The sequence below is a fragment of the Lactimicrobium massiliense genome, from assembly GCF_900343155.1.
GTDB lineage: Bacteria > Bacillota_I > Bacilli_A > Erysipelotrichales > Erysipelotrichaceae > Bulleidia > Bulleidia massiliensis.
In genome coordinates this window covers 74,595-98,529 of the sequence record NZ_OUNG01000001.1, presented here as the reverse complement: position 1 = coordinate 98,529, position 23,935 = coordinate 74,595, and the positions used below count along the sequence as shown (strand labels likewise).

The following is a 23,935-nucleotide window of genomic DNA, read 5'->3' as shown; positions in this document are numbered from 1 at the left end:
GAAAACAGTGCATTTCCAGCAGTATTGGATATCATAGAACAGCAAAGCAATGCAGAAAGGAACTATCAAAATGCAGTATACATTGACAGCATTGATCGAACAAAAGCGGGATCTTCCAGCTCTGGCCAATGCTGGTGCCACCGAAATTCTGATTCCGCTGTCCGGATACAGTTTTACATCTGCCCACAAAATGAATCTTCAGGATGCGCTTGATCTGGCCGCATCGGCACATGCCTTTGGCATGCAGGCAGCACTTCTTGTCAACAAGATCTTTGCCCAGGAAGAAGTGAATATGCTGGATGATCTGTTTGCATATCTCAGTCAGGACATCACACATCTTTACTTTGCAGATCTCGCCGTGCTGGAAACCGCCAGGGCTCACCATATGGAAAACAGGCTCATCTATGATCCGGATACCCTGTTGACAAGCGCTGAAGATATTGCCTTCTGGTACAGCTGCCACCTGGCCGGGGCTGTTGTATCTCCACTGCTGACAATCGAAGAAACAATCGATGCCGCAAAGACAAATCCGGATGCCATCCTGTTCATCCATGGACATCCTGTGCTTTCCCGCTCACGGCGGCCATTGCTTTCTTCCTGGAAACAGGCATTCTCCTGTATGAAAGAATTAAAAGAACGGAATGATCTTTTTCTGCAGGAAGCCAAACGGAAGGGAAAAATGCCTGTGTTTGAGGATGAAAACGGCACGATCATCTATAGTGATGACAGGCTGGAATCCTGGCTGGAGATGAACCGGTTCATGCAGGCCGGCATATGCCGCTATCTGCTTTCGGGTCTGTATGAAGACCGTCTGGCCTATTTTGAAAGTATCAAAGGATACAGCCGCATTCTGCACGGAGAAGATGCAGAAACTGTGCGCAATGAAGTGATGACAGGAACAGGAGAGAAGACGTATGACAGTGGATACTATCATGAAAAAACCGTCCGGTAAGCTGAAGAAACCGGAGCTTCTTGCCCCGGCTGGAGATCTTGCCAGAGCGCGTACTGCCATCTTATATGGCGCCGATGCCGTATATATTGGCGGCATGAATTTCTCTCTGCGCTCAAGAGCTTCCAACTTTACGATGACAGATATCAAGGCAGCATGTGATTTTGCCCATGCCCATCATGCCAGAGTGCATGTTACCGTGAATGTAATTCCGCATGCAGAAGATTTCATTGGCCTGAAGGAATATGTGCAGGCGTTGGAAGATGCCGGCGTGGATGCGGCAATTGTCGCATCTCCAGCGATCATGAAACTGATCAAAGAAAATACCAGTCACATTGAAGTGCATGGCAGCACCCAGATGTCCATTACCAATGTGAGGGCCGCAAAGTTTCTGCATGAAACACTCGGCATTGACAGGGTCGTGCTGGGCAGAGAATGCACGATGGCGGAAGTACAGGCAATTACAAAAGAATGTCCGGTGGAAACAGAGGCCTTCATCCATGGCGGCATGTGTGTGAACTACTCGGGCAGATGTACACTGTCCAACCGGATGACGCTTCGCGATGCCAACCGGGGCGGCTGTGCCCAGAGCTGCCGCTGGCAGTACCGTCTGTTTGCAGGTGACACACAGATCAATGATGAAAACAGCTGGTTTACGATGGGGTCCCGCGACCTGATGGCAGGCCGATGGATCAAAGACCTGATGGCAGCCGGTGTATCTTCCCTGAAGATCGAAGGAAGAATGAAGACGGAATACTATGTTGCCAATGTTGTGTCGGGATACCGCCGGCTGATCGATGATCTGTATGAACATGATGGCAGTATCTCTGATGAGAGTCTGGAAAAACACATTGCCCTGATTATGAGAGGGGAAAACAGGGAAGTGTGCGATGGCTTCTATGGCGGTATTGCCGCAAAAGATTCCATCATTTATCACGAAAACAGCAACAATCATGTCAATCATGATTTTCTGGGTACGATTATGCGCTATGACCGTGATTCACATACAGCCTGGATGCAGGTGCGCAATGCCTTTGACAATGGTGAAAAAGCAGAAGTACTTTCTCCTGGCAGAGAAATCAGGGAGATCACGCTTTCATCGGTTCAGAATGATCAGGAAGAGTATCTGGAGACTGTGCGCAAGCCGATGTCCATCATTCACTTTGTGACAAAGGAAGAGTTAGCAGCAGGAGATATTATCAGAAAGGCAGCAGATGATGATACAGATTGAAGGAGGCCTCAGCGTCAAGGCCGCAATGCTGGCAGGCAGCAGACAGATTGAGGCAGTTTATCTGGATGAGGCACGCCATGATAAAGATGCACACTTCATTGTCAGAAAAGCACAGGAAAAAAACATTCCGGTCATTTTGAAATCCCGCTCATGGATTGATGCACATGCCCAGGGAAGAACCCATGGCGGTCTGATTGCACAGGTGCAGCCGCGCCGGTTTCAGCAATTGTCTGATGTGATGACGGAAAATCCCTATGTTTTTGTCGTAGAAGGGGTGGAAGATCCCTTTAACCTTGGCTATATCATGCGCTCTTTATACAGTGCCGGGGCAAGCGGCTTACTGCTGCCAAAGCGCAGCTGGGAGAAGGTGGAATCCACGATCCTGAAATCCAGTGCCGGTGCAAGTGAATATCTCAATGTCATCATGAGTGAAGATCTTCCTGATGATATTGCCGCCTTGAAGAAACAGGGCCTGAAGGCGTATGCGGCCATGCGCAGAGATGCCATTGCCTATTGGGATGCAAGTTATACAGGACCATGCCTGATTGCCATCGGCGGAGAGATGCGCGGTTTGTCTTCCAAAGTACTGGCGCAGATGGACCAGAACATCTATATTCCGTATGCAAACGATTTCAGAGCCGCATTGAACGCAGCCGGGGCAGCAGCAGCGATTGCTTTTGAAGGATTCCGGCAGAGAAATGCCTGATTCTCCGCGAATTTTCATTCCGGATGATCTGTTTTCTGATAAAATTTTCAAGTAGTCTGAGAAGGAGGCACCAATGAAAGAAGCTTACTATTATCACAACAACACCGTGATTATCAACTATTCCAAGGTTTATGTGCGCAGTATGCATGAACTTGTGGAAAGTGACTGCTTCAATTCCTTTCTGCACCATTATCTGGAATATCTTGCCCAGCAGCATACGGACCTGCATGACTTCCTGTGCAGTGGACATGATTGTGAAGAGTCTGTCCGTCAGGAAATCAAGAAGGTTCTCAATCTGCTGATTGTATTGGAAATGAAGGATATTGATCACCCGTATACAAAGGCACCGCATCTGCTGCTGGAAACCATTGAGGAAGGGTATCATTACTGGCGTTCTCTGCAGCGCTATTCCGTGCTGTATACGCACAATGAAGTCGGCTACCAGCTGCAGTCTTTCATCCAGGCTGACTCTGAATTCAACGCAACAGCCCTGAAGTTCTACCGTACCGTACAGCAGAAGGTGCAGGGCTCCCGCAATAAGGTATACCGTCAGCTGCAGGCCGGCACCAATGCCGCACTGCTGCTGCAGTACTATAACTGGAAGGCACCCCATGGCTATGAAGTCCTGGAAGGCATTCCGTTCATTCATGAAATCATGCTGCGGACACCGCTCATCCTGCATCCGCATTCCAACAAGCGCACCAACGTCTTCAAGGACGATGACCACAATCCGATCAAGGATTTCATCAAGGGTGATGAAGAGTGGGTATGCTTCCCTGCCAAGGTTGGCAGCCTGCTGATCTACTGCTACTTCCACCGTGATTTCCTGACCAGTGCTGTGGCAACGGCAAACCTGTTTGAACTTGCCAGCATGCAGGATACCATCAACCGTAAGCCGGATGCCATCATGCTGTTCGGCAATCCGGACGGCCGCGATGATACGGTCTTCTACCATGATGAAGAAAATGATATCTGGGTCGGCAAGGATTCCGCATCTGAGAAGATTGACTACTTCGGCTATACCAAGAAGACAATCCTGACCCTGCACAACCTGGCCATGATCAACCGTGGCTGGCTGCCAATCCATGGCGCCATGGTTAACATCTATCTCAAGGATGGCACCAAGAAGGGACTCATGTTCATGGGTGACTCCGGTGCCGGCAAGAGTGAGACCATTGAGGCACTCAGCGCCCTTGCTTCTGATCTGATCGACCATCAGGAAACTGTGTTTGATGATATGGGTACGATTCATCTGGACAAGGATGGCAACCTGCGTGCACAGGGTACAGAAATCGGTGCCTTTGTCCGTCTGGATGACCTGGATAAGGGAACTGCCTATAAGGATATGGACCGCTCTATCTTCTTCAATCCGGAGAAGCCAAATGCCCGTGTCGTTCTGCCGGCAGCACCATATGATGTCGTCACATCCGACCATAAGATTGACTGCTTCCTGTATGCCAACAACTACACCGACAAGCGCGGTCTCCACTGGTTCTCAGACCGGGATGGTGCGGAGAATGTCTTTGTACAGGGCAAGCGTTTCGCTCTTGGCACAACCCAGGAAAAGGGTCTTTCCACAACATTCTTCGCCAATCCGTTTGGACCGATGCAGCGTCAGGAACAGTGCGGCAAGCTGATTAACAAGATGTTTGATGCACTGTTTGAGCAGAACATTCCGGTTGGTGAGATTTACACCTGCCTTGGTCTGCCAAACAAGGGCGACCATGGTATTGATCAGGCTGCCCAGGCGCTGCTTGACTTTGTCAAAAACGGCAAGAATCATAAATAATCACAAAAAGGGGAAGCTCATGCGAGCTTCCCTTTCATGTGCTTCAGGCTTTGTCATTGCCGGGATCTTCCGGGAATTTCACCGTGAAGACAGAGCCTTTGCCAAGCTCTGATGTCACCGTGATCCGGGCACCGCAGATTGCTGCCGCATGTTTGACAATCGACAGGCCAAGACCGGTACCGCCGGTTGCCCGTGAATGCGACTTATCAACCCGGTAGAACCGTTCAAAGATGCGGCTTTGTGCTTCATGCGGAATACCAATACCGGTATCCGCAACAGACAGGATCGAGAGATGATGTTCTGCATCATGCCATGTCTTGACTGTCACACTGCCATTTTCATGATTATAGCGGATGGCATTGTCCAGCAGGTTATAGGCAATCTCATAGACAAGCCTGTTATTGGCTTTGATCGGGGCATCATGAAGATCCATGCTGATGGTGATATTTCTCTTCTTTGCACTTGCCGCAACAGCCTCATGTGCTTCTCTGGCCAGATCCTTCAGCTCCAGGCGGCTCACTTCCACAGATGCATTCTCATCGAGTTGAGACAGCCGGATAATATCGTCGATCAGGATAAGCATCCGGGCACTTTCAAAGCGGATCTTGTGTATGAATTTGTCGGTGTCTTCCGGCTTAACCAGATGATTTTCCAGCAGTTCGGCACTGCCCATGATGGACTGAAGCGGTGTTTTCAGTTCGTGGGAAACATTGGCAGTGAATTCACGGCGGGCCTGTTCTGCTTCATAGACAGAAGTAATGTCACAGGCAAGAATGCTGGCACCTGTCAAGACACCATGAGAAGTGATCGGATGTCCGGTGAGCCGGATATCCGCATCATGGAATTGAATGATCTCTTCACTGCTGCCTCCGGCAAGTGTTGTTTTGGCAAGCCGGTGCATTTGTTCACTGCCGCAAAGATCATCCAGCGTATGCACATCCATATCATCCGTCTTGTCAAACAGACTGCGGGCCGCATCATTGATCGAGACAATCTCTTCATTGCGGTTCAGCAGAATAATTCCTTCTGAGATGGAAGACGTGACCGTCTCAAACTCTTTCTTTTTCTGATGCAGTTCATTGAGCTGCTCATCAATCTGCTCATTCTGTTTGTCGATCCGTACAAGAAGAGGCTGGATTTCATCATAGGTATTCTGCTGCAGGGGATGATCAAGATCCAGTGTATTGATCGGTTCCGCAATCTCATCTGCCAATCTTCGCGCCAGCAGAGAAGCCACCGTAATTGCCGCAATCAGAATGATCAGAATCGGTGAGATCATCCGCATCGTCAGGATACCGGCCGTATCATAGTTTTCCGCAACACGGATCACGGAGCCATCCGCACATTTGCGGGCTGCATAGATTGTCCGTATCGCCATAGTATGCGAATATCTTGTGGCAACACCGCTGCCTTGGGACAGCGCTTCCCTGAATTCTGCACGATCACTGTGATTTTCCATCTGGCTGGCATCTGCTTTGGAATCATAGAGCACATCACCATTGGCTGCAATCCAGGTGATGCGGTAATTGGCATCATCGGACGCATCCAGACTCTTGAGATACGCATCTGAGCCGGCATCAATACCAGCCTGCACGAGCATAGCTTCACTTTCCAGACGCGATGTTTCCAAAGAAATGAAGTGATTATTCAGAATCAGGATCATCACCGCCATCGCTGCTGCTAAGACAACAGCCATGGAGATGGACACATAGCGGAAAATCTTGCTTTTCATGCGTCCTCCTTATAGCGGTATCCAACGCCGCGTACCGTATCAATATGCCTTCCTGCATTTCCCAGTTTCTGACGCAGTGTACGCACATGCACATCCACCGTTCTTGTTTCACCATCATATTCTGTACCCCAGATGTGATTCAGCAGCTGATCACGGGTATACACAATGCCCGGGTGGCTTAACAGCAGATACAGCAGATCATATTCCTTCAGCGTCAGCACAACCGGTTCTCCATCCACGAGCACTTCATGGCGGGAAGCATCCATGCGGATGCCGCTGTTTTCAACAACCTGCTCACTGGAACTGTTCACTCTTCTTAACACCGCTCTGATGCGGGAAACCATCTCCATCATGCCAAACGGCTTGGCAAGATAGTCATCCGCACCGGTATCAAGTCCCTGCACCTTGTCATATTCCGTGCCCTTGGCACTGGCCATGATCACCGGGATATCTCTGGTTACCGGATCCTTCTTCAGCTTCTTCAATACCTGTGTGCCATCTTCATCCGGCAGCATGATATCCAGCAGAATCAGATCCGGCTTCTCATTGCGCAGTGCCGCAAAAAAATCCGCGGCTGTCTCGAACCCCTTTGCCGCAAAGCCAGTTGATTTCAGCGTATAAATTTCAATTTCGCGGATGCTTGCATCATCCTCAACACAATAGATCATCATATCCGGCAGTACCGTTCCTTCCGTAAGACATATTATAAAATGCAGGTAAAATACATGGCAGGCAGAATGTAATAATTATGTAAAGCAGTGCAAAAATTGTTAAATTCAGTCTCAGCTTCACACGATAGGAACATGAAAAACAGGCAGAACAGGCAGGATGGCATCGCATTGGAACACTTTGTTATGTAAAATGTTGTTCTGGACGAAGAAAGGAAGGTGAGCCCTGCCGCCGGAATGTGCGGCGGACATATGTATGGAATCCATTACTTCACTGCAGAATGCCAAAATCAAAGAATGGACAAAGCTGCATACAAAAAAAGGCCGTGATACCAGCAGTCGTTTCCTGGTGGAAGGGGAGCACCTGATTGAAGAAGCACTGAAGGAAAACTGTGTGGACACGATCCTTACAGACCAGGACAGCCCGTTTGCTTTCCCGCATACAGTCCTGGTGACGCCGGCCATCATGAAAAAGCTTAGTGTGAATGTTTCACCGGTGCATCTGATTGCTGTCTGCCGCAAAAAGAAGTGGGAAAGGAAAGCAATGAAACGGGTGGTTCTGCTGGATGGCGTACAGGATCCCGGCAACCTTGGCACACTCGTGCGGACCGCGCAGTCATTCTGCTTTGATGCCGTGATCTGCAGCCATGCCTGTGCCGATCTCTATAATGAAAAAACAGTGCGCAGCACCCAGGGCGCACTCTTCCATCAGCCTGTCTTTTATGCAGATCTCAAAGATGCCATTGCCACACTGAAAGAAGATCAATTTGCCATCATCGGCACAAGCCTGCAGTCATCTGTACCAATGGCATCCATTTCTCTGCAGGATCAAATGGCCTTTGTGCTCGGCAATGAAGGAAATGGCGTTTCACAGGAAATCCTTGCCATGTGTGATCAGAACCTGCGTATTGAAATGTCTGGCTTTGAATCATTGAATGTTGCCGTTGCCGGCGGCATCATCATGTATCATTTCCGTCCTTAAAAATACTGGCCCATCCCGTAGCCAAACCGTTTCTCACCCGGGACAGCCGGCACTTCCTTGATGCTCATATCATCCACCCGGATAAACTGATTGCCAGCCTGCACCGCTTCCAGGAAGCTGTCAATTCTGTCCTGCTCACCCTGGACAAAGATTTCCACCAGGCCGTTGGGCAGGTTGGTGACGCTGCCAGTCAGACCGCGCTGCTGTGCCTGCATCATGCAGAAGCCACGGAAGCCGACGCCCTGAACGCGTCCTTCCACAAACACATGAAATCGTTTGATCATATGATTTACCTCTTGCTTACATTATAGATAAAAGGAGTGATGCATAACATGACCAACATTCTTTTAAATACAGAAAATTTTGATGAAGACTGGGCTTCACCAACATTAACCAGCTATATCAATCCACAAAGCAGGGTGCTGCTGATGCCGCTGTCCTATCAGGAAGGCTGGGCCAGTGATGAAGATGCCTGGCGTGAAAGATATCAGGAGCCCGGTGAAGAGATCAATGCCTATTACCGCCTGGCAAGACCATTCCATGCCTATGGGATTCCGGATGAGCAGATTCACTTCTTTGATTACTATGAAGAAGACCGGGACCGTGCCCACGAGAAACTGCAGGATGTGGACATTGTGTATCTGGCTGGACGCCATCCGGAACTGATGATGAACAGCCTGGTGGATTTAGGCCTGGATGATGCTTTGCGACAGTTTCCTGGTGTGATCATGGGAAGCCAGGCAGGAGCACTGATTCAGCTGGAACGCTATCCGATCATCCCGGATCTGGATCATGAATTCGGCTATGGCGATGGTCTTGGCCTTGTTCATGGCTTTATGGCAGATATGGACTATGATCAGGATTCAAGACATCTCTATGCCATTATCAGAGGTCTGGAAGACTATGGCCAGCCGGTTGTCTGTGTGCCAAGAAAGGGCGGCATTGTGGTGGACCATGGTACAGTCGATATGCTTGGCGATGCAGCGGCGGCTGCCCAGGATGATCTGGATGCTCTGTATCAGGCTCTGGATGATGCCAGAGTGAATGAATACCGCAACCAGTGGTAAGTTCTCTTTGTGACATTGCAGGCATGATGCTATAATTGCATCCGTAAAGCGATAAAGAAAAGACCAGTAGCTGATGCAGAAGGAAAACAAAAGAGAGGGGTCCCGCGGCTGTAAAGATCCTGCTTTCCTGATCAGTGAATTCACTTTTCCAGCGGGATTAATCCTCCCCGGCTGTCTCCGTTACAGGCAAATTGAGGTGCGCACGCAAGTGCGAATCAGGATGGTACCGCGTGATCAGCGTTCCTGTAACAGGAACGCTTTTTTATTGTTCAGGAGGAAGTATGGAAGAGATTCAAAGCGTCAAAGAAGAAGCCCTGCAGAAGATTGCAGAGGCCGGTGATCTTGATACCCTGCAGCAGCTGAGAGTCAGCTATCTTGGCAAAAAGGGATCTGTGCAGCAGCTGATGGCGGTCATGAAGACACTGCCAAGAGAAGAAAAACCGGCATTTGGCCAGCAGGTCAACCAGGTCAAGAAAGAAATTACCGATGCCCTGGGTGCCCGCATGGAACAAGTGCAGAAAGAAGCTGTGGCGAAACGTCTGAAAGCCGAAAAGATTGATATCACGCTGGCTGGCGAAGACATGGAACGCGGCACGGTTCATCCGCTGATGATGATCCAGCAGGAACTGGAAGATCTGTTCATTGGCATGGGCTATAAGGTTGCGGAAGGTCCGGAAGTAGAGCAGGACTACTACAATTTTGAGCTTGCCAACCTGCCGAAGGACCATCCGGCCAGAGACATGCAGGATACGTTCTACATTGATCCTAATACACTGCTGCGCACACATACGACGGCCATTCAGATGCGTGAGCTGGAAAAAGCCCATGGCCAGCTTCCCATCAAACTGATCTGCCCGGGCAAGGTATACCGCCGCGACGATGACGATGCGACCCATTCCCACCAGTTCATGCAGTGTGAAGGACTTGTTGTCGGTGACCATATCACTCTGGCAGACCTCAAGGGCACACTGGAATACATGGCCAATGCCATGTTCGGCAATGGCCGCAAGGTCCGTTTCCGTCCGTCTTACTTCCCATTCACAGAGCCATCTGTAGAAGTCGATGTTTCCTGCCCGTTCTGCAACGGCAAGGGATGCTCGGTATGCAAAGGCTCCGGCTGGATTGAAATTCTTGGCGCTGGCATGGTTCATCCGCATGTATTGGAAATGAACGGCTTTGATCCAAAGAAGTGCTCCGGCTTTGCCTTTGGCGTCGGCCTGGAGCGTGTTGCCATGCTCAAATATGGCATTGATGATATCCGCAACTTCTACACCAACGATGTCCGCTTCCTGAAGAATTTTGACCGGTTTGACTAAAGGAGAGAAAAGATCATGAGATTAAGTTATAAATGGCTGCAGGAATATGTAGATCTGGATGGCATTTCACCAGAAGAACTTGCGACACGTCTGACATCAGCCGGTCTGGAAGTAGAAGGCATTGAACCCATGGCCCAGGCAACAAATCTGGTCATTGGCGAGGTCGTTTCCTGCCAGGATATTCCCGGCACCCACCTGCATGATACTGTCACAAAGGTAGGCGAAGGGGAAGACAAGCTTGTCCATATTGTCTGCGGTGCTCCAAACTGCCGCAAGGGACTTAAGGTCATTGCAGCACTGCCTGGGGCAAAACTGCCCGGCGGCACGATTGAAGCTAAGCCTCTGCATGGCTATCCATCCAACGGCATGCTGTGTGCACTGTATGAACTCGGTGTCAGTAAGAAACTGCTGAATGAAAAGCAGCTCTCCGGCATCGAAGAACTTCCAGCCGATGCACCGGTTGGTGAAACCAATGTACTTGGCTATCTTGGCCTGGACGATACGATTCTGGATGTCTCCCTGACACCAAACAGAGCTGACTGCTCGGCCATGTGGAACATGGCCAAGGAAGCCGCTGCCATTCTTGGCAGAAAGGCAAAGTGGCCGGATGTCAGAGGCATGGCCGATGGCGGCGCAGACAGCAGCTTTGTTGTCCGCAGTGAAACAAAGAAATGCCCGGTTTACTATGGCAAGGTTGTCAACCATGTCAAGGTAGGACCAAGCCCTGCCTGGATGAAGCAGTATCTGCAGGCCTATGGCATGAATTCCATTAACAACGTCGTTGATATCTCCAACTTCGTCATGCTGGAAACCGGCCAGCCGCTGCACTTCTACAATCTGTCCCGTCTGCCGGCAAGAGAGATCACGGTCAAAGACGGCATGACCATGGATATGACGGCTCTGGATGGCAACATATTCCATATTGAAGACAGTGATGTTCTGATTACAACCAATGGGGAACCTACCGGTATTGCCGGTATCATGGGCGGTGAAGAAAGCATGATCGATGATGATACAGATGCGATCTTTATTGAAGCTGCTCACTTTGATCCCGTTGCGATCCGCCATACAAGCATCCGCCTGAATCTGCTGACAGAGGCAGCCCAGCGCTTCACCAAGGAAATTGACCCCCTGGCTGCCGGCAAGGCAATGGATCGCTGCGTCGACCTGTTGACAAGATATGCCGATGCGTCCGGCTTTGAAAAGACTGTTGTGTGCGGCGATGATCATTACAAGGAAAAGGTCATTACGGAAACGCTGGAACACTGCAACGGTCTGCTTGGTACATCCTACACAATGAATCAGGTGACAGATGTTCTGGAACGCCTGGATTTCAAGCCGGAAGTCAATGGCACCTCTGTTGTCTGCCACATTCCTTCCTACAGAACAGACATGGAGGGGCAGGCAGATGTGGATGAAGAAGTCATCCGTCTGCTTGGCTATGATGATCTGCCAAGCACACTGCCGCAGATGGCACCGACCGTAGGCATGCTATCACCAGTACAGAAGGCAAGAAGACAGATCCGTGATATTCTCAGCGGCTTCAACCTGCATGAGATTGTCACCTATACGCTAGTTTCCAAAGCATATACAGATGATACGTTCTTTGCGGCAGGTGAGCCGATTGCACTTTCCATGCCGATGAGTGAAGCACGCACCCACATCCGTACCGGTCTGATGAATTCCGTGCTGGAATGCGTGCAGTACAATGAAGCACATGGTTCCAAAGACAACAACTTCTATGAGCTTTCCAAAGTCTATGCCAAAGACAAAGAGCAGGAACGACTTGCGATTGTGCTGGATGGCATGCTGCGGAATGACAAGCTGCACAGGCAGGAACAGCCGGTATCCTTTTATACACTAAAGGGTATTCTGATGACATGGCTGGAGCGCAATGGCTTCGCAGCTGCCAGAGTGCGCATCAGTGAGAACAAGTATGATACGGTTCACTTCCATCCATACCGCTCTGCTGAAATTGCCCTGGATGGCAAATTCCTCGGTGTCTTTGGTGAAGTGCATCCGGAATATGCCGGTAAGTTTGACCTTGGCCGTGTCTACTACGCAGAACTTGATCTGAATCCGATCCTGACCTGCAAGCCGGGCCGTCTGCGTTTCAATCCGATCCAGCGCTATCCGGGTGTCACCAGAGATATCGCTCTGATTGTTGACAAGGATATCACTGCCCGCGATATTCTGAACATCGTTTCCCGCAACTCTCATAAGATTGCAAAGAGTGCAGAAATCTTCGATGTTTATGAAGGGGAACATGTCGAGGCAGGCAAGAAGAGCGTTGCCCTGCATATTGTCTACCAGGCAGATGATCGAACATTGAGAGAAGAAGATATCGCACCGGTGCATGCGCGCATTCTGCAGCAGTTTGCTGAAAAGCTCGGTGCCCAGTTAAGATCCTGATCTCATTCAGCTGATCACAATGAGGATGTTTCCAAGCGGAGGCATCCTTTTTTTGCACCAATCAAAAAAGACAGGTTTTCCTGTCTCTTTCATATGACTGCTGATTGTCAATCGTGTTATGCCTTCTGTATCTTTCTGTCTTTCCACCAGCAAATGATCACAGCAGCCAATGCAGCCAGTGAAAACCCAATGCAGATATTCCGCAGCGTTGTGCTTTGATAGACACAAACATAACTGCCTGTCTGATCTGCCTTGAAACTGACCAGCCCGTTGTCGGTGGGCGTAATCTTGATTTCAGTTCTGATGCCATTGTCAATGCGATACAGATGATAGCCAAGATACCAAGTCAATGGCAGCACAATTGTCTGGTTTGCATTGCTGTCAGTCAGCGTGAAGGAAAGAGTACTGTAATCTTTCTCAAATGAAATATCCAGCGGCTGCAGACTTTCATCCATGATGGCCTGCTTTAATGTCCGATAATCAGGCGATGGCAGGGGAAGATAGTCACCGCCGGCAAGCTCCACCCGTTTGTATGTTGCCGAATAGTATGGATCGCACAGCTTTCCATCCGAGATATCCTGCCAGGTCGTTTCGCTGGTCAGACCGAAGGTGCGCGTAAACACAGGCGTGACATGATAGATACCCTCCAGGCAAAGCACCACAACCGCGATTGCCTGTATTGTTTTTCTTTGAAGCAGTGACGCAAATCCGATGCCTGCCGGCACACTCAGACACACAAGGCCGATCTCAAGCAGACGCCATGGAAACTGCATGATGCGCAATGCATCCAGATCATCCCATGGAATCAGAGAACATGGCAGCACAATCGCAATATAGCCAATCACTAGCAGCGAGGTGACAAAGCGGCTGGTATTGTTTTTCTCCTTTTTAACGGCAAGCCAGAGCAATGGTGCAAAGGTCAGGAAATACCCGACGTTGAGAACCATCTGCTGACTGCGGGGCAGACTGTTGTCAGAATAGCCAAAGACCGTCTTTTCAGCGAAGTATTTCCATAAGCCAAGTGAACCTGTACCAAGATCACTGCTGCTGCCATAATAATCAAGATAGAATGTATTGCTGTGCAATTGCTGCAGCATCGGCAGGGAAAAGAACACGGTCATCAGGAAGGCTGCCAATACACTTTTGACCAAAGCAATGATCTGTTCTTTTGTCAGTGTTTTGACATAGATCAGACACAGGATCACAAGCAGGATACAGCCCATCAGGAATGTCAGGTTGTGGCTCAGCAGTAAACAGGCAAGTCCTGCCGCCAGCATGTACCATCTTCTGCTGTGTTCCACCAGGATGATATACACACCTTCAATCATGATGGGCAGAAAAATCAGAGCCTGTACTTCACCTAAAGCACCACGCACATAGACATCCGTCACATGATAGTTGGCAAAGACATAGGCACATCCTGCCAGTATGGCAGCGCTCTGTTTTTGACTGATGCGGTATACAAGCACCATCATGGCATAGCAGGCCAGTACTGTCTCCACCAGAATCAGCAGCTTATAGCTGTTGGCAACAGGCATGCCAATCCGTACCAGCAGGGCAGAAGGGATCAGAAACAGATTGTTGTAGAACAAGGGACTGGCATAGCCATAGCCATTGTTCTGCAAGGAAAAGACAGCGGGCAGGAAATCCTTGTGGCCGATGGCATCTGCCATTGCCTGAATTCTTGCCACATGAAAGAAGGTATCATGCTCGATTGGCAGAAGATCCTTGCCAAGATAGGGAATGCAGAACAGCAGGGCGAAAAGAATGGATGCGCCCAGAAACGCACATTTTGGATGTTTTACCCGAAATACCATGTCGGGAACCACTCCAGCAGCTTGACGTATGTCTGCGTTGTGCCAAAGCCAGCCGTCGCCGGCAGGAACATCAGGAACAGGAAGATATAGACACCTTCAAAGACATAGATCCATTTCAGATACTTTTCATCCTTCTTCAACAGTGCCTGGGCTGCATAAACAATGGCAAGCATCGTAAAGAAACTGGTTGGATAGAAGTGATAGGCAAAGACACATCTTTTGACTAACAGCACCCATGGACCAAGCGCAGTCAGATAGCCAGCCAGGATGATGCCGGCATGTCTGTCTCTATGACGGATGAAGTCAACGGCTGTATAGATGATGGCCGGCAGGCCGGCCCAGGTTAACAGCGGATTGGAGAAGCAGGAAATCGAATGGGAGATGCCTTCTGCTTTGACACCTGAGAAGTACCAGATCGGTCTTGCATCAACCAGCCACATATACCATGTTGATTGATACGGATGGGTTGCCTTGAGATTTGTGTGGTAGTTGTACATGTACATGTTCTGTTTCCATACATTGGCAATGGACCACCCATCCCGCCAGACATGGTCCGGCAGATAGACAAGCCAGTAGATGATAACCGGAATAAAGATATAGAAAGGGAAACAGCAAAGGAATGTTGTCCGCATCGCCTTTGGAAAGGTGGAAACAACCTTCTTTGCAAACTGATTCTGTTCATCTGTTCCCTGTCCTTCATTCAGAAATTGTTTTGCCTTCTTATATTCACGATAGCGGCAAAAGAAGCTGGCAAACAGAATGATGGCAAGGCCGACGGCGGAATAGCATGCTGTCCACTTGGTCGCAATGGCAACACCCATAAAGATGCCGCCCCACAGCAGCAGTTTCAAAGAACCAGAGAATTTTGTATCGTACCAGCTTGTCTGACACCAGCGGATCATCCAGTAGAACATCAGTAGAATGAAGAATACGCTGAATGGTTCCAGGGTGGCAATTCTCGATGTCGTCAGGTGCATAAAGTCTGCTGCACAAAGAATGGTGCCGAGCGTGCACAGCCGGATATCACCGAACAGCATCTTCAGAATGGCATAGAACATCGGAATGATCAGCACGCCGAAGATGGCACCTGGCAGCCGCCATGCCAGCGGATTCATGCCAAACAGCTTGATCGAAAGAGCGATCAGATTGGTGCCGAACAGTGGATGTACTGTCGCATACATATACTCACCATTGGCAATCTCCCAGGCATTGCGCGGATGATAGATTTCATCAAAGTATGCCTGCTGCATATAGGTTGGATGAATCGAGACAAGATCCTGCTCATCAATGACAAGAGAAGCCGGATATTTGGAAGAAAAGTTGTCATCTTCCTGTACCGTCACTGGCAGAAGGCTGTCTTCACCTGCTTTCTTGAAGGCAATCTCTGTCAGAGTCTGATTCTTACTGGCTGCTGTAATGCGGATATAGCGGTAATTCCAGCTGCCTTCGATGGTCAAATATTCATAGATGGACCCTTTTTCCAGCGTTGTAATCATTGTCCAGCTGTTCAGGTCATTGGATCCTTCAATCGTCATTCCCTCCACGCCAAGCTGCAGAGAACTCAGATTGGCATTGTTGTCACCTTCGCCATAGATCACATTGATCTGATCAAACGAAGTATCCTCACTCAGCTTGAGAATGAATGACTGATTGGGCTGATCTGCCTGGGGTTGCCAGGTTGTATGGGGAAACTTTGCGCTGCCCAGCTCCCAGAAAGAAAACAGCGCATACAGGGCACAGGCTGTGACAAGAATCACTCTGTCTTTGCGGGTATAGCGAACACGATGGCTGGCACGCACAAACGGCAGGGGAAGAGCCCGGTCATTCTCTTCTTCTTTTTCGTTCTTCTCTGGTTTCCGGTGCCTGTCATAATAAAATTTGATCACCAGCAGGATCAGCGCTGCACACAGCAGCAGGGGAAGCAGTTCCGTATCCTGAAACAGCAGTAAACTTAAATTTTTCATAGCGCGTTCATTATACCAGTACTGCTGCCATGAAAGTGTCAGGGAATTGATGATCTTGAAATAATGTTTCCAAAGTTGTGCAAGGGCTTGCAGAGTTACGGGATTTTGTTAAGATTTTCAGTAAATTTTAGGCATATGGAAAAGCAGTATTCAAGTGACGGTCGCAGACAACTGAACAACATCAGAAAAAATCTCACGGATCTGGAAAATGGAAAAACATTCTACATGGTGATGCAGGCTGACACAGATCAGCTTTCTGCTCTGTCATCTACTTCACTCTGGATTGTTCACAATATTGCATTTAAAAATAGCAGTTCCCTGCATTCACTGCTTGATGAGATTCATGACATTTCACCAGGATGTGCTGCTGCATTATGCGGTAATGACCTTCTGGTCTATCCCATCGGCGGTATCAATGAAAAGGAAATCAAAAAGAAGTCTCAGGAACTATCACAATATCTCAAAGTAAAGAATCATGATGCAATACTGCTGGAGTGTCCGGATCTGCAGGGTACCAAAGCACCATCCTATTTATATGAGATTTCCATAGGCTGCATCCATGATGCACAGATCATTTATCCGCATGCACCATATCTCACCATGCAGAAAATCCGTTTCGCCCGCATGGTGCGTCTGATCATGCAGAATGAGCATCTGCTTGCAATTTATACAGGTGTGATACAGTTTCTGGAAAAAATGGATCCGCATGGCAGACCATGCATATTCCTTTGTGCATACTATCTGGACTGCTGCTGCGATATCATGCGCACCGCCTCCATGCTGTATCTGCACCGTAATACCGTCAAATACCGCATTCACAAGATTTCCACTCTGCTTGGCTATGACATTTCAGACAGCAACGAGAGCATGAACCTCACTGTTGCCTGTGCTGTAAGCCGCCTGCACGATGCGGAAAAAATGTCTAAAAAGTTTTAGCACTCATATTGACAGAGTGACAGTCGTGCTTATAATAACAGGTGTTAGCAATCAAAAAGTATGAGTGCTAAAGCACAGGAGGTAACGTATGATTAGACCTTTACATGATTATGTCTTGCTTGAAAAAGTGAAAGAAGAAGAGAAGACAGAAAGTGGTATCATTCTGACAACAAAGGAAGCAAAGGATGAACCGAGCCATGGCATTGTTGTTGCGGTTGGACCTGGCAAGGTTGAAGATGGCAAGCTGACACCGATTGATCTCAAGGCTGGCCAGCAGGTTATTTATAAGAAGTATTCCGGCACGGAAGTGAAGGAAAAGGATAACAAGAAGGATTATCTGCTGATCAGTGCAGATGATATTCTTGCTGTAGTTGAGTAAAGCGTAAATCAGGAGGACGAATAATAATATGGCAAAGGAAATTCTGTATTCCAAGGACGCCAGACAGAAGATGCTGGACGGCGTCAATACACTGGCTGATGCAGTTAAGGTTACACTGGGCCCGAAGGGCAGAAACGTTGTTCTGGAGAAGAGCTACGGTTCACCGGTCATCACCAATGATGGTGTGACAATCGCCAAGGAGATTGAGCTGGAAGACAAGTTTGCAAACATGGGCGCAAAGCTTGTGTATGAAGCCGCCAACAATACAAATGATGTTGCCGGTGATGGTACAACAACCGCCACACTGCTGACCCAGGCCATGATTACAAGCGGTTTGAAGGCAGTTGACAAGGGTGCCAATCCTGTTCTGATGAGAGAAGGCATGGACAAGGCTGCCAAGGCTGTCTCTGCTGAGCTGCTGAAGGAATCCAAGCAGGTTGAGACAAACAGCGATGTCAAGAACATTGCGACTGTTTCTTCCGGCAATGAAGAGATTGGTTCCATCATCGCCCAGGCTATGGAGAAGGTCGGCAAGGATGGCGTCATCAATGTTGATGAGTCCAAGTCTTTCGAGACAACCCTTGAAATGACCGAAGGCATGCAGTACGACAAGGGCTATGTATCCCCGTATATGGCAACTGACCGTGAGAAGATGACAGCTGAGCTGGACAACCCGCTGATCATGGTTACGGATCAGAAGATCAACACGATTCAGGATATTCTGCCGGTACTGGAAGAAGTCGTGAAGTCCAACCGTGCACTGCTGATCATTGCAGATGATTTTGACAATGAAGTGATGAGCACTCTGATCCTGAACAAGCTCAGAGGTACATTCAACGTTGTTGCTACAAAGGCTCCGGGCTTTGGTGACAATGCCAAGAACCAGCTTGGTGATATCGCTGCGATGACTGGTGCAGTTGTCTGCGCAAAGGATCTGTCGATGAACCTAGCTGATGTCAAGATTTCTGATCTTGGTTCTGCCAAGAAGGTTGTTGTCACAAAGGACAAGACCACAATCATCGATGGTGCCGGCGACAAGAATGTCGTTGCTGAAAGAGTTGCTGAAATCAAGGCTGCCATTGAAGAGACAAAGAGCGACTATGACAAGAAGAAGCTGCAGGAGCGTCTTGGCAAGCTGACCAATGGTGTTGCTCTGATCAAGGTTGGTGCGACAACCGAGACAGAACTCAAGGACAAGAAGCTGCGTATTGAGGATGCTCTGAATGCTACAAAGGCTGCTGTTGAAGAGGGCGTTGTGACCGGCGGTGGTCTGGCTCTGGTCAATGCCTACAAGGCAGTCAAGGGCAATCTCAAGGATGATGTTGTCGATGTACAGAGAGGTATCAATGTAGTACTGGATTCTCTGCGCGAGCCGATCATGCAGATTGCTGAAAATGCTGGCTTTGATGGCAATGAAATCTTTGAGAGACAGCTCAAGGAAGAAGCGAATGTCGGCTTCAATGCCAAGACCGGTGAATGGGTAGATATGTTCAAGGCTGGCATCATTGATCCAACCAAGGTAACAAGAACTGCTCTGCTCAATGCTGCAAGCATCTCTGGTCTGTTCATCACAACCGAAGCTGCTGTTGCTGAGATTCCTGCCAAGGAAGCACCGGCTCCCCAGCAGGTACCGCAGTATTAATGCAGCATTGAATCGATAGGGTCAGAAGAAGGAACTCATGCATTGGGTTCCTTTTTTTGATGCCTGATGTAAAATAGTACTGTTTGGACGGCAGAAGAATCCATGTTTTTCTGCCGCTGAGGAGCTGTTTGATTGCTATGAAAGATCTGCTGCTGTCTGCAATGGTCGGCCTTTTGGCTGCCATTCTTTGTGAAGGCCTTGGCACAGGCGTTCTGAAACTGCTGAAAACAGAAAAGCGCGGCTTTGCAGCACCAGCCGGGGCTGCTGTGCTTTTTACTGTGCTGGAAGTATTCTATATGCCATGCACAGTCTTTCATGCACCCGTTCTTTATGCCTGTATCATTACCATCATTGCTCTTGCAGCAGCTGCTGCAGTCACAATATGGCAGTGGAAAGATACGTTACATACGTTCTGGCAGCGTGATACAATCGCAATTCTTGCATCTGCACTTCTGTTTGTGATCCTGATTGCAAAAGCAGCCAACCTGGATGCTGCGATCAGCGCTCTGAAATCGATTCATGCAAATTCTTTTTCTGTCCGCTACTATGATTCGCTGTATCCTCTGCAGGGATACCGGGTACTGCAGGCAGTGCTGCTGCGCTGCATGGACCCGGCTGAAAATATCATGTTCTCAGGTGTGTTCTATCACCTGATCTTTGCAGCGGTATGCCTGAATATCATGCGGACATTCCGTCTCAAGAACCCATGGTTCTCCTTTACACTGGTTGTCTATGCACTGTTCTATTCAGCATTTGGCGGCTGGCAGCTTGCCATGGCAGGATCCGGTGCCAACTGGCGCATGGTTTTCATTGCTCTGCTGTTATGGAACCTGTACTGCTGGATCAAGGATGGCAATGAGCAGGAAAAGTATATTTCCATGTTCTATATGGCCGGCGGCATGTTTGTCTCGCCCGGCTTTGGCGTCATCAGTTTTCAGGTTCTGTACTGCCTGGCCGCATGGCTGTTCAAACAGCATAAAATACGTTCTCTGTTTGATATCACCACGTTGATCGTGCCGCATATCATCTATGCATGCTTCCAGCTGTGCTCCGTACATCCATTTGCAGGGTTTGGCCTGATCATCCTCTGCATGCTGTTTCTGCGCCTGCGCTATCAGAAGAAACTGCGCAGGCTGTTATGGCGGGCAGAGGACTGGATGTTTGACCATGGCAGTCTCATTCTGTATGTCATTGTCCCGGTATCCTTAATGGCCCTCAATCTGTTTCTGACCATATTCTTTCCATCCATCCCGGTTTCACTTGCCAGCTACAAACAGTTTCTGCGTGAAGAGCCCGTACGCAGCTATCTGTTCCTGGATCACCGTATCACCACATATGTACTGGACGTATTCCGCTGGGGAGGACTGCTGCTGTTTCTGCTGCATGCCAAAACGCAACCGCACCAGCAGCTTCGCAGCATGATGCTGCTGATGCTGATCATCTTCCTGAACCCTCTGACCATGGGCGTCATTGCCCGCCTGGTCGGTACAGATGTCTACGGAGACAGCTTTGAGATTCTCTTTAATCCTTTTACAGACCTGATTTTCTTTATTGCGATCTACCATACATTCGAATGGCAGCCGTTAGGCCAGTGGATTCTGGAACTGTGCCTGATTGCTTCTGTACTGATCGGACACGGTGTCTCCTGGCTGGATCATCCTCAGGGCCTGTATACCGATTACATCAAAGATGATGTCAAGATCATCGTCCACGACAGTCATGTACACAGCTGACATGCATGCCTCATTCACAAAGCCAGGCATGCTATAATACGAATAGATCGGAGGATATAAATATGCAGGAAGCTACCATCATCGTGCCTGTTTATAATGCAGAAAACTATCTTGGCCAGTGCTTTGAATCTCTGCGCCGCCAGTCCATTCAGAATTTTCAGGTTCTGCTGATTAATGACGGCTCTACGGATACCTCCCAGGAGCGCATTGATGCATTTGTTGCTGAAAACCCATCCCGGTATCATGCTATTGTCAAGCCCAATGGCGGCTATGGTTCCAGCATCAAGACGGGTATCCGCAATTGTGAGACACCATATTTCATGATTCTGGATCCTGATGACACACTCAAGGAAACAGCTGTGGAAAAGCTGTGCCGCATGGCAGATGTCTCCGGTGCAGATCTTGTCATTGGAGCACGCATCGATCAGTATTCCTATAGCAAGCGTCCTGTATATGACTGCTGCTATCAGAGTGAGCGGACAACCTTGCAGAAGGATACGGTATACAACCGCAATACGGAACAGTTCAGAAATCTCTTCATGGTGGATCCGCGCTCGCAGGCAAAGCTGTATAAGCGCAGCTGTGCAGAAGGAATCCGCTTTGCCTCGAAAATCAGCTATGCCGATCATATGCTGTTCTGGCTGACACTGCTGCGCGCATCCAAAGTCATCTATACCGATGAACCGCTGGCAGTTTACCGCAAGCGCAGACTGGAACGGGAAGAGGATATTGCTGCCCAGCTGAAAGGTGAGATTTTCTCTTACCGCATGATTCTTTCCCAGTCTCAGCATATTTCCAACATTCCAGAACTTTTCTACTGGCGGTTGTTCAGTGTCTATCTGGATATCATGTCCCGCCTGGATGATCTGCATGTTTCCATGGAGAGGAAGCTGCAGCTGGTGGATGATCTTGATGTATTCCGGCAGGAGCTTGCACCATTTGCCGCAAAGATCCGGGAGGGTTCCCGCCAGGCAGGCGTGCCATTCCAGGAAAGAGTCCGCTATGAGGTCATGCTGTCAAAGGCAGGAGAGCGCATGATGGCGCTGAAAAAGAAAAAAATCAAATAACGAGAGTAACAGGAGAACATATTGAAGATGAAAGATATTTATGATGTTGTCATTGTCGGCGGCGGTATCGGCGGCCTGATGTGCGCCTACCGTCTGATGGAGAAAAGTCCGCAGCTGAGCGTGCTGATTCTGGAAAGAGGCAGAAAGCTTGAAAACAGAAGCTGCCCGATTCTGGCCGGTAAGGTTGAAAAGTGCATCAAGTGCAATCCGTGTGCCATCATGGAAGGTATGGCAGGTGCTGGTGCATTCTCGGATGGCAAGTACAACATCACGACCGAATACGGCGGCTGGCTGCCGGATGTCATGAAGGCTGAGGATGTCATGAAATACATCCGTCAGGCAGATGAGATTCTGGTGCGCTATGGCGCAGACAAGGAAGTCTACCATCCTGACAATCAGCTGAAGGCACTGTGTCTCCAGCATGACCTGCATATGCAGCAGGCAGAAGTCAAGCATCTTGGCACTGATGCCAACTATGGCACGATGCTCAAACTGATTCATTCCATGGATGGCCATGTGGATATTGAAACCGAGGCTGTGGTCAGTGACGTGGATAAAGAAAGCCATGATGTCATCTTTACCCAGAGGGGGAAGGAAAAACACGTCAAAGGAAAGACGGTTGTCTTTGCCGTAGGCAGAATCGGCAACCGCATGTTCCAGAAGTGGTGTGAAGACAATCATGTTGCCTGCACAAACAACCAGGTGGATATCGGTGTACGTGTCGAGCTGCCATATGAAATCTGGGAAGCATTCTCCAAGCGGATCTATGAGCCGAAGATCCTGTACAAATCCGGCCACTATGGAGATACAACCCGCATGTTCTGCTTCAATGAAAGAGGCTATGTGGTCACTGAAAACAGTGATGGTGTTCTGACTGTCAATGGCCACAGCTACAAAGACAAGGCGAAGCAGAGCAATAACTCCAACTTTGCACTGCTTTCCAGCACGTATTTCACGGAACCGTTCAATGAGCCGGTTGCCTATGCCCGTGATATTGCTGCACTGGCAAATAAGATCTCCGGCGGCTATGTTCTGGTACAGCGCCTGGGCGATCTGGAGAAGGGACAGCGCACAACTGCTGTCCGCCTTTCCAAGAGCAGCGTCAAGCCAACCCTTGATGCCGTGCCTGGTGATCTGTCACTGTGCATGCCGAAACGGCAGCTGGATAATATCGTGGAAACCCTGCATGCCCTGGATAAAGTGGCACCAGGTACAGCTAACTACGATACTCTGCTGTATGGCGTGGAATGCAAATACTACAGTGCCCGTCCGCATGCCAAAGACTTCATGCTGGAAGGAACAGACGAAATCTATGCATTAGGCGATGGTGCCGGCTTTACAAGAAGCCTTGCACAGGCTGCTGCCAATGGCCTGGCTGTTGCAGATATCATAGGTGCAAAGCACTGAAGTGCAGAATGAGAATTGATTGACCTCCTCTTGCAGGAGGTTTTTTTCTGCCTAGCAGATTACAAAATCAAAAGCAAGTCAGATGCCTGAAATTCAGATATAAAGTTTGACATCATATGTTAGTTAGCGTAAACTACA

The 23,935-nt window shown here is 49.0% G+C and carries 19 protein-coding genes; 14 read left to right on the top strand and 5 right to left on the bottom strand.

What is annotated here, in order from left to right:
- The first annotated feature begins 49 nt into the window (after nt 1-49).
- From DHU66_RS00470 to DHU66_RS00455, 4 genes are all read left to right on the top strand, one after another.
- Nucleotides 50-952: a U32 family peptidase gene (locus DHU66_RS00470; protein ID WP_108773945.1), complete on the top strand. Its 903-nt coding sequence runs from the start codon at nt 50-52 to the stop codon at nt 950-952.
- Nucleotides 915-2,180: a peptidase U32 family protein gene (locus DHU66_RS00465; RefSeq protein WP_245309299.1), complete on the top strand. Its 1,266-nt coding sequence runs from the start codon at nt 915-917 to the stop codon at nt 2,178-2,180. Before DHU66_RS00470 ends, DHU66_RS00465 begins: the two co-directional genes overlap by 38 nt.
- Nucleotides 2,164-2,886: a TrmH family RNA methyltransferase gene (locus DHU66_RS00460; protein WP_245309297.1), complete on the top strand. Its 723-nt coding sequence runs from the start codon at nt 2,164-2,166 to the stop codon at nt 2,884-2,886. Before DHU66_RS00465 ends, DHU66_RS00460 begins: the two co-directional genes overlap by 17 nt.
- A 73-nt stretch (nt 2,887-2,959) precedes the next feature.
- Entirely contained in the window at nt 2,960-4,675 is a 1,716-nt protein-coding gene (locus tag DHU66_RS00455) for a phosphoenolpyruvate carboxykinase (ATP) (protein ID WP_108773944.1), read from the top strand.
- 43 nt (nt 4,676-4,718) lie between these two features.
- On the opposite strand, the gene DHU66_RS00450 is transcribed toward DHU66_RS00455, so the two are convergent.
- Both DHU66_RS00450 and DHU66_RS00445 read right to left on the bottom strand, forming a co-directional pair.
- Complete coding sequence (locus DHU66_RS00450; protein ID WP_108773943.1) at nt 4,719-6,407, bottom strand: sensor histidine kinase; 1,689 nt, start codon at nt 6,405-6,407, stop codon at nt 4,719-4,721.
- Nucleotides 6,404-7,078, bottom strand: a complete 675-nt coding sequence (locus DHU66_RS00445) for a winged helix-turn-helix domain-containing protein (protein WP_209451703.1) — start codon at nt 7,076-7,078, stop codon at nt 6,404-6,406. Before DHU66_RS00445 ends, DHU66_RS00450 begins: the two co-directional genes overlap by 4 nt.
- Before the next feature lie 253 nt (nt 7,079-7,331).
- Here DHU66_RS00445 and DHU66_RS00440 point away from each other — a divergent pair, with 253 nt between their 5' ends.
- On the top strand, nt 7,332-8,057 hold the full coding sequence (locus DHU66_RS00440) for a TrmH family RNA methyltransferase (RefSeq protein WP_108773942.1): 726 nt from the start codon (nt 7,332-7,334) through the stop codon (nt 8,055-8,057).
- Here DHU66_RS00440 and DHU66_RS00435 read toward each other — a convergent pair.
- Nucleotides 8,054-8,341, bottom strand: a complete 288-nt coding sequence (locus DHU66_RS00435; RefSeq protein WP_245309296.1) for an acylphosphatase — start codon at nt 8,339-8,341, stop codon at nt 8,054-8,056. The genes DHU66_RS00440 and DHU66_RS00435 overlap by 4 nt on opposite strands.
- A gap of 48 nt (nt 8,342-8,389) precedes the next feature.
- On the opposite strand from DHU66_RS00435, the gene DHU66_RS00430 reads away from it, so the two are divergent.
- From DHU66_RS00430 to pheT, 3 genes are all read left to right on the top strand, one after another.
- On the top strand, nt 8,390-9,124 hold the full coding sequence (locus DHU66_RS00430; protein ID WP_108773941.1) for a type 1 glutamine amidotransferase family protein: 735 nt from the start codon (nt 8,390-8,392) through the stop codon (nt 9,122-9,124).
- Between the two features lie 281 nt (nt 9,125-9,405).
- Nucleotides 9,406-10,440 (top strand): phenylalanine--tRNA ligase subunit alpha, encoded by a 1,035-nt coding sequence (gene pheS / locus DHU66_RS00425; RefSeq protein WP_108773940.1) that lies wholly within the window; start codon nt 9,406-9,408, stop codon nt 10,438-10,440.
- A gap of 15 nt (nt 10,441-10,455) precedes the next feature.
- Nucleotides 10,456-12,852 carry a phenylalanine--tRNA ligase subunit beta gene (gene pheT / locus DHU66_RS00420; RefSeq protein WP_108773939.1) on the top strand — a complete coding sequence of 799 codons (2,397 nt, stop codon included), beginning with the start codon at nt 10,456-10,458 and terminating at the stop codon, nt 12,850-12,852.
- A 116-nt stretch (nt 12,853-12,968) separates the two neighbouring features.
- On the opposite strand, the gene DHU66_RS00415 is transcribed toward pheT, so the two are convergent.
- A complete protein-coding gene (locus DHU66_RS00415; RefSeq protein WP_108773938.1) occupies nt 12,969-14,669 on the bottom strand; it encodes a glycosyltransferase family protein in 1,701 nt (566 codons plus the stop codon).
- Entirely contained in the window at nt 14,654-16,633 is a 1,980-nt protein-coding gene (locus tag DHU66_RS00410; RefSeq protein ID WP_108773937.1) for a phospholipid carrier-dependent glycosyltransferase, read from the bottom strand. Before DHU66_RS00410 ends, DHU66_RS00415 begins: the two co-directional genes overlap by 16 nt.
- A gap of 135 nt (nt 16,634-16,768) precedes the next feature.
- On the opposite strand from DHU66_RS00410, the gene DHU66_RS00405 reads away from it, so the two are divergent.
- From DHU66_RS00405 to DHU66_RS00380, 6 genes are all read left to right on the top strand, one after another.
- A complete protein-coding gene (locus tag DHU66_RS00405) occupies nt 16,769-17,569 on the top strand; it encodes a helix-turn-helix domain-containing protein (RefSeq protein WP_167836189.1) in 801 nt (266 codons plus the stop codon).
- An 88-nt stretch (nt 17,570-17,657) separates the two neighbouring features.
- Nucleotides 17,658-17,948: a co-chaperone GroES gene (locus tag DHU66_RS00400; RefSeq protein WP_108773935.1), complete on the top strand. Its 291-nt coding sequence runs from the start codon at nt 17,658-17,660 to the stop codon at nt 17,946-17,948.
- Between the two features lie 28 nt (nt 17,949-17,976).
- A complete protein-coding gene (gene groL, locus DHU66_RS00395) occupies nt 17,977-19,590 on the top strand; it encodes a chaperonin GroEL (protein ID WP_108773934.1) in 1,614 nt (537 codons plus the stop codon).
- Nucleotides 19,591-19,727: 137 nt separating this feature from the next.
- Complete coding sequence (locus tag DHU66_RS00390) at nt 19,728-21,323, top strand: hypothetical protein (RefSeq protein WP_108773933.1); 1,596 nt, start codon at nt 19,728-19,730, stop codon at nt 21,321-21,323.
- Between the two features lie 62 nt (nt 21,324-21,385).
- Nucleotides 21,386-22,390, top strand: coding sequence for a glycosyltransferase family 2 protein (locus tag DHU66_RS00385; RefSeq protein WP_167836188.1), 1,005 nt, complete (start codon nt 21,386-21,388; stop codon nt 22,388-22,390).
- Between the two features lie 27 nt (nt 22,391-22,417).
- Nucleotides 22,418-23,797, top strand: coding sequence for an NAD(P)/FAD-dependent oxidoreductase (locus tag DHU66_RS00380; RefSeq protein ID WP_108773931.1), 1,380 nt, complete (start codon nt 22,418-22,420; stop codon nt 23,795-23,797).
- The last annotated feature ends 138 nt before the right edge of the window (nt 23,798-23,935 follow it).

Excerpts from the sequence above, each read along its gene's own strand:
- DHU66_RS00405 (WP_167836189.1), top strand. The coding sequence starts at position 16,769 with ATGGAAAAGCAGTATTCAAGTGACGGTCGCAGACAACTGAACAACATC.
- DHU66_RS00385 (WP_167836188.1), top strand. The coding sequence starts at position 21,386 with ATGCAGGAAGCTACCATCATCGTGCCTGTTTATAATGCAGAAAACTAT.
- pheS (WP_108773940.1), top strand. The coding sequence starts at position 9,406 with ATGGAAGAGATTCAAAGCGTCAAAGAAGAAGCCCTGCAGAAGATTGCA.
- DHU66_RS00460 (WP_245309297.1), top strand. The coding sequence starts at position 2,164 with ATGATGATACAGATTGAAGGAGGCCTCAGCGTCAAGGCCGCAATGCTG.
- DHU66_RS00435 (WP_245309296.1), bottom strand. The coding sequence starts at position 8,341 with ATGATCAAACGATTTCATGTGTTTGTGGAAGGACGCGTTCAGGGCGTC.
- DHU66_RS00440 (WP_108773942.1), top strand. The coding sequence starts at position 7,332 with ATGGAATCCATTACTTCACTGCAGAATGCCAAAATCAAAGAATGGACA.
- pheT (WP_108773939.1), top strand. The coding sequence starts at position 10,456 with ATGAGATTAAGTTATAAATGGCTGCAGGAATATGTAGATCTGGATGGC.
- DHU66_RS00470 (WP_108773945.1), top strand. The coding sequence starts at position 50 with ATGCAGAAAGGAACTATCAAAATGCAGTATACATTGACAGCATTGATC.
- DHU66_RS00445 (WP_209451703.1), bottom strand. The coding sequence starts at position 7,078 with ATGATGATCTATTGTGTTGAGGATGATGCAAGCATCCGCGAAATTGAA.
- DHU66_RS00430 (WP_108773941.1), top strand. The coding sequence starts at position 8,390 with ATGACCAACATTCTTTTAAATACAGAAAATTTTGATGAAGACTGGGCT.
- DHU66_RS00455 (WP_108773944.1), top strand. The coding sequence starts at position 2,960 with ATGAAAGAAGCTTACTATTATCACAACAACACCGTGATTATCAACTAT.
- DHU66_RS00465 (WP_245309299.1), top strand. The coding sequence starts at position 915 with ATGACAGTGGATACTATCATGAAAAAACCGTCCGGTAAGCTGAAGAAA.
- DHU66_RS00380 (WP_108773931.1), top strand. The coding sequence starts at position 22,418 with ATGAAAGATATTTATGATGTTGTCATTGTCGGCGGCGGTATCGGCGGC.
- DHU66_RS00415 (WP_108773938.1), bottom strand. The coding sequence starts at position 14,669 with ATGGTATTTCGGGTAAAACATCCAAAATGTGCGTTTCTGGGCGCATCC.
- DHU66_RS00400 (WP_108773935.1), top strand. The coding sequence starts at position 17,658 with ATGATTAGACCTTTACATGATTATGTCTTGCTTGAAAAAGTGAAAGAA.
- DHU66_RS00390 (WP_108773933.1), top strand. The coding sequence starts at position 19,728 with ATGAAAGATCTGCTGCTGTCTGCAATGGTCGGCCTTTTGGCTGCCATT.
- DHU66_RS00450 (WP_108773943.1), bottom strand. The coding sequence starts at position 6,407 with ATGAAAAGCAAGATTTTCCGCTATGTGTCCATCTCCATGGCTGTTGTC.
- groL (WP_108773934.1), top strand. The coding sequence starts at position 17,977 with ATGGCAAAGGAAATTCTGTATTCCAAGGACGCCAGACAGAAGATGCTG.
- DHU66_RS00410 (WP_108773937.1), bottom strand. The coding sequence starts at position 16,633 with ATGAAAAATTTAAGTTTACTGCTGTTTCAGGATACGGAACTGCTTCCC.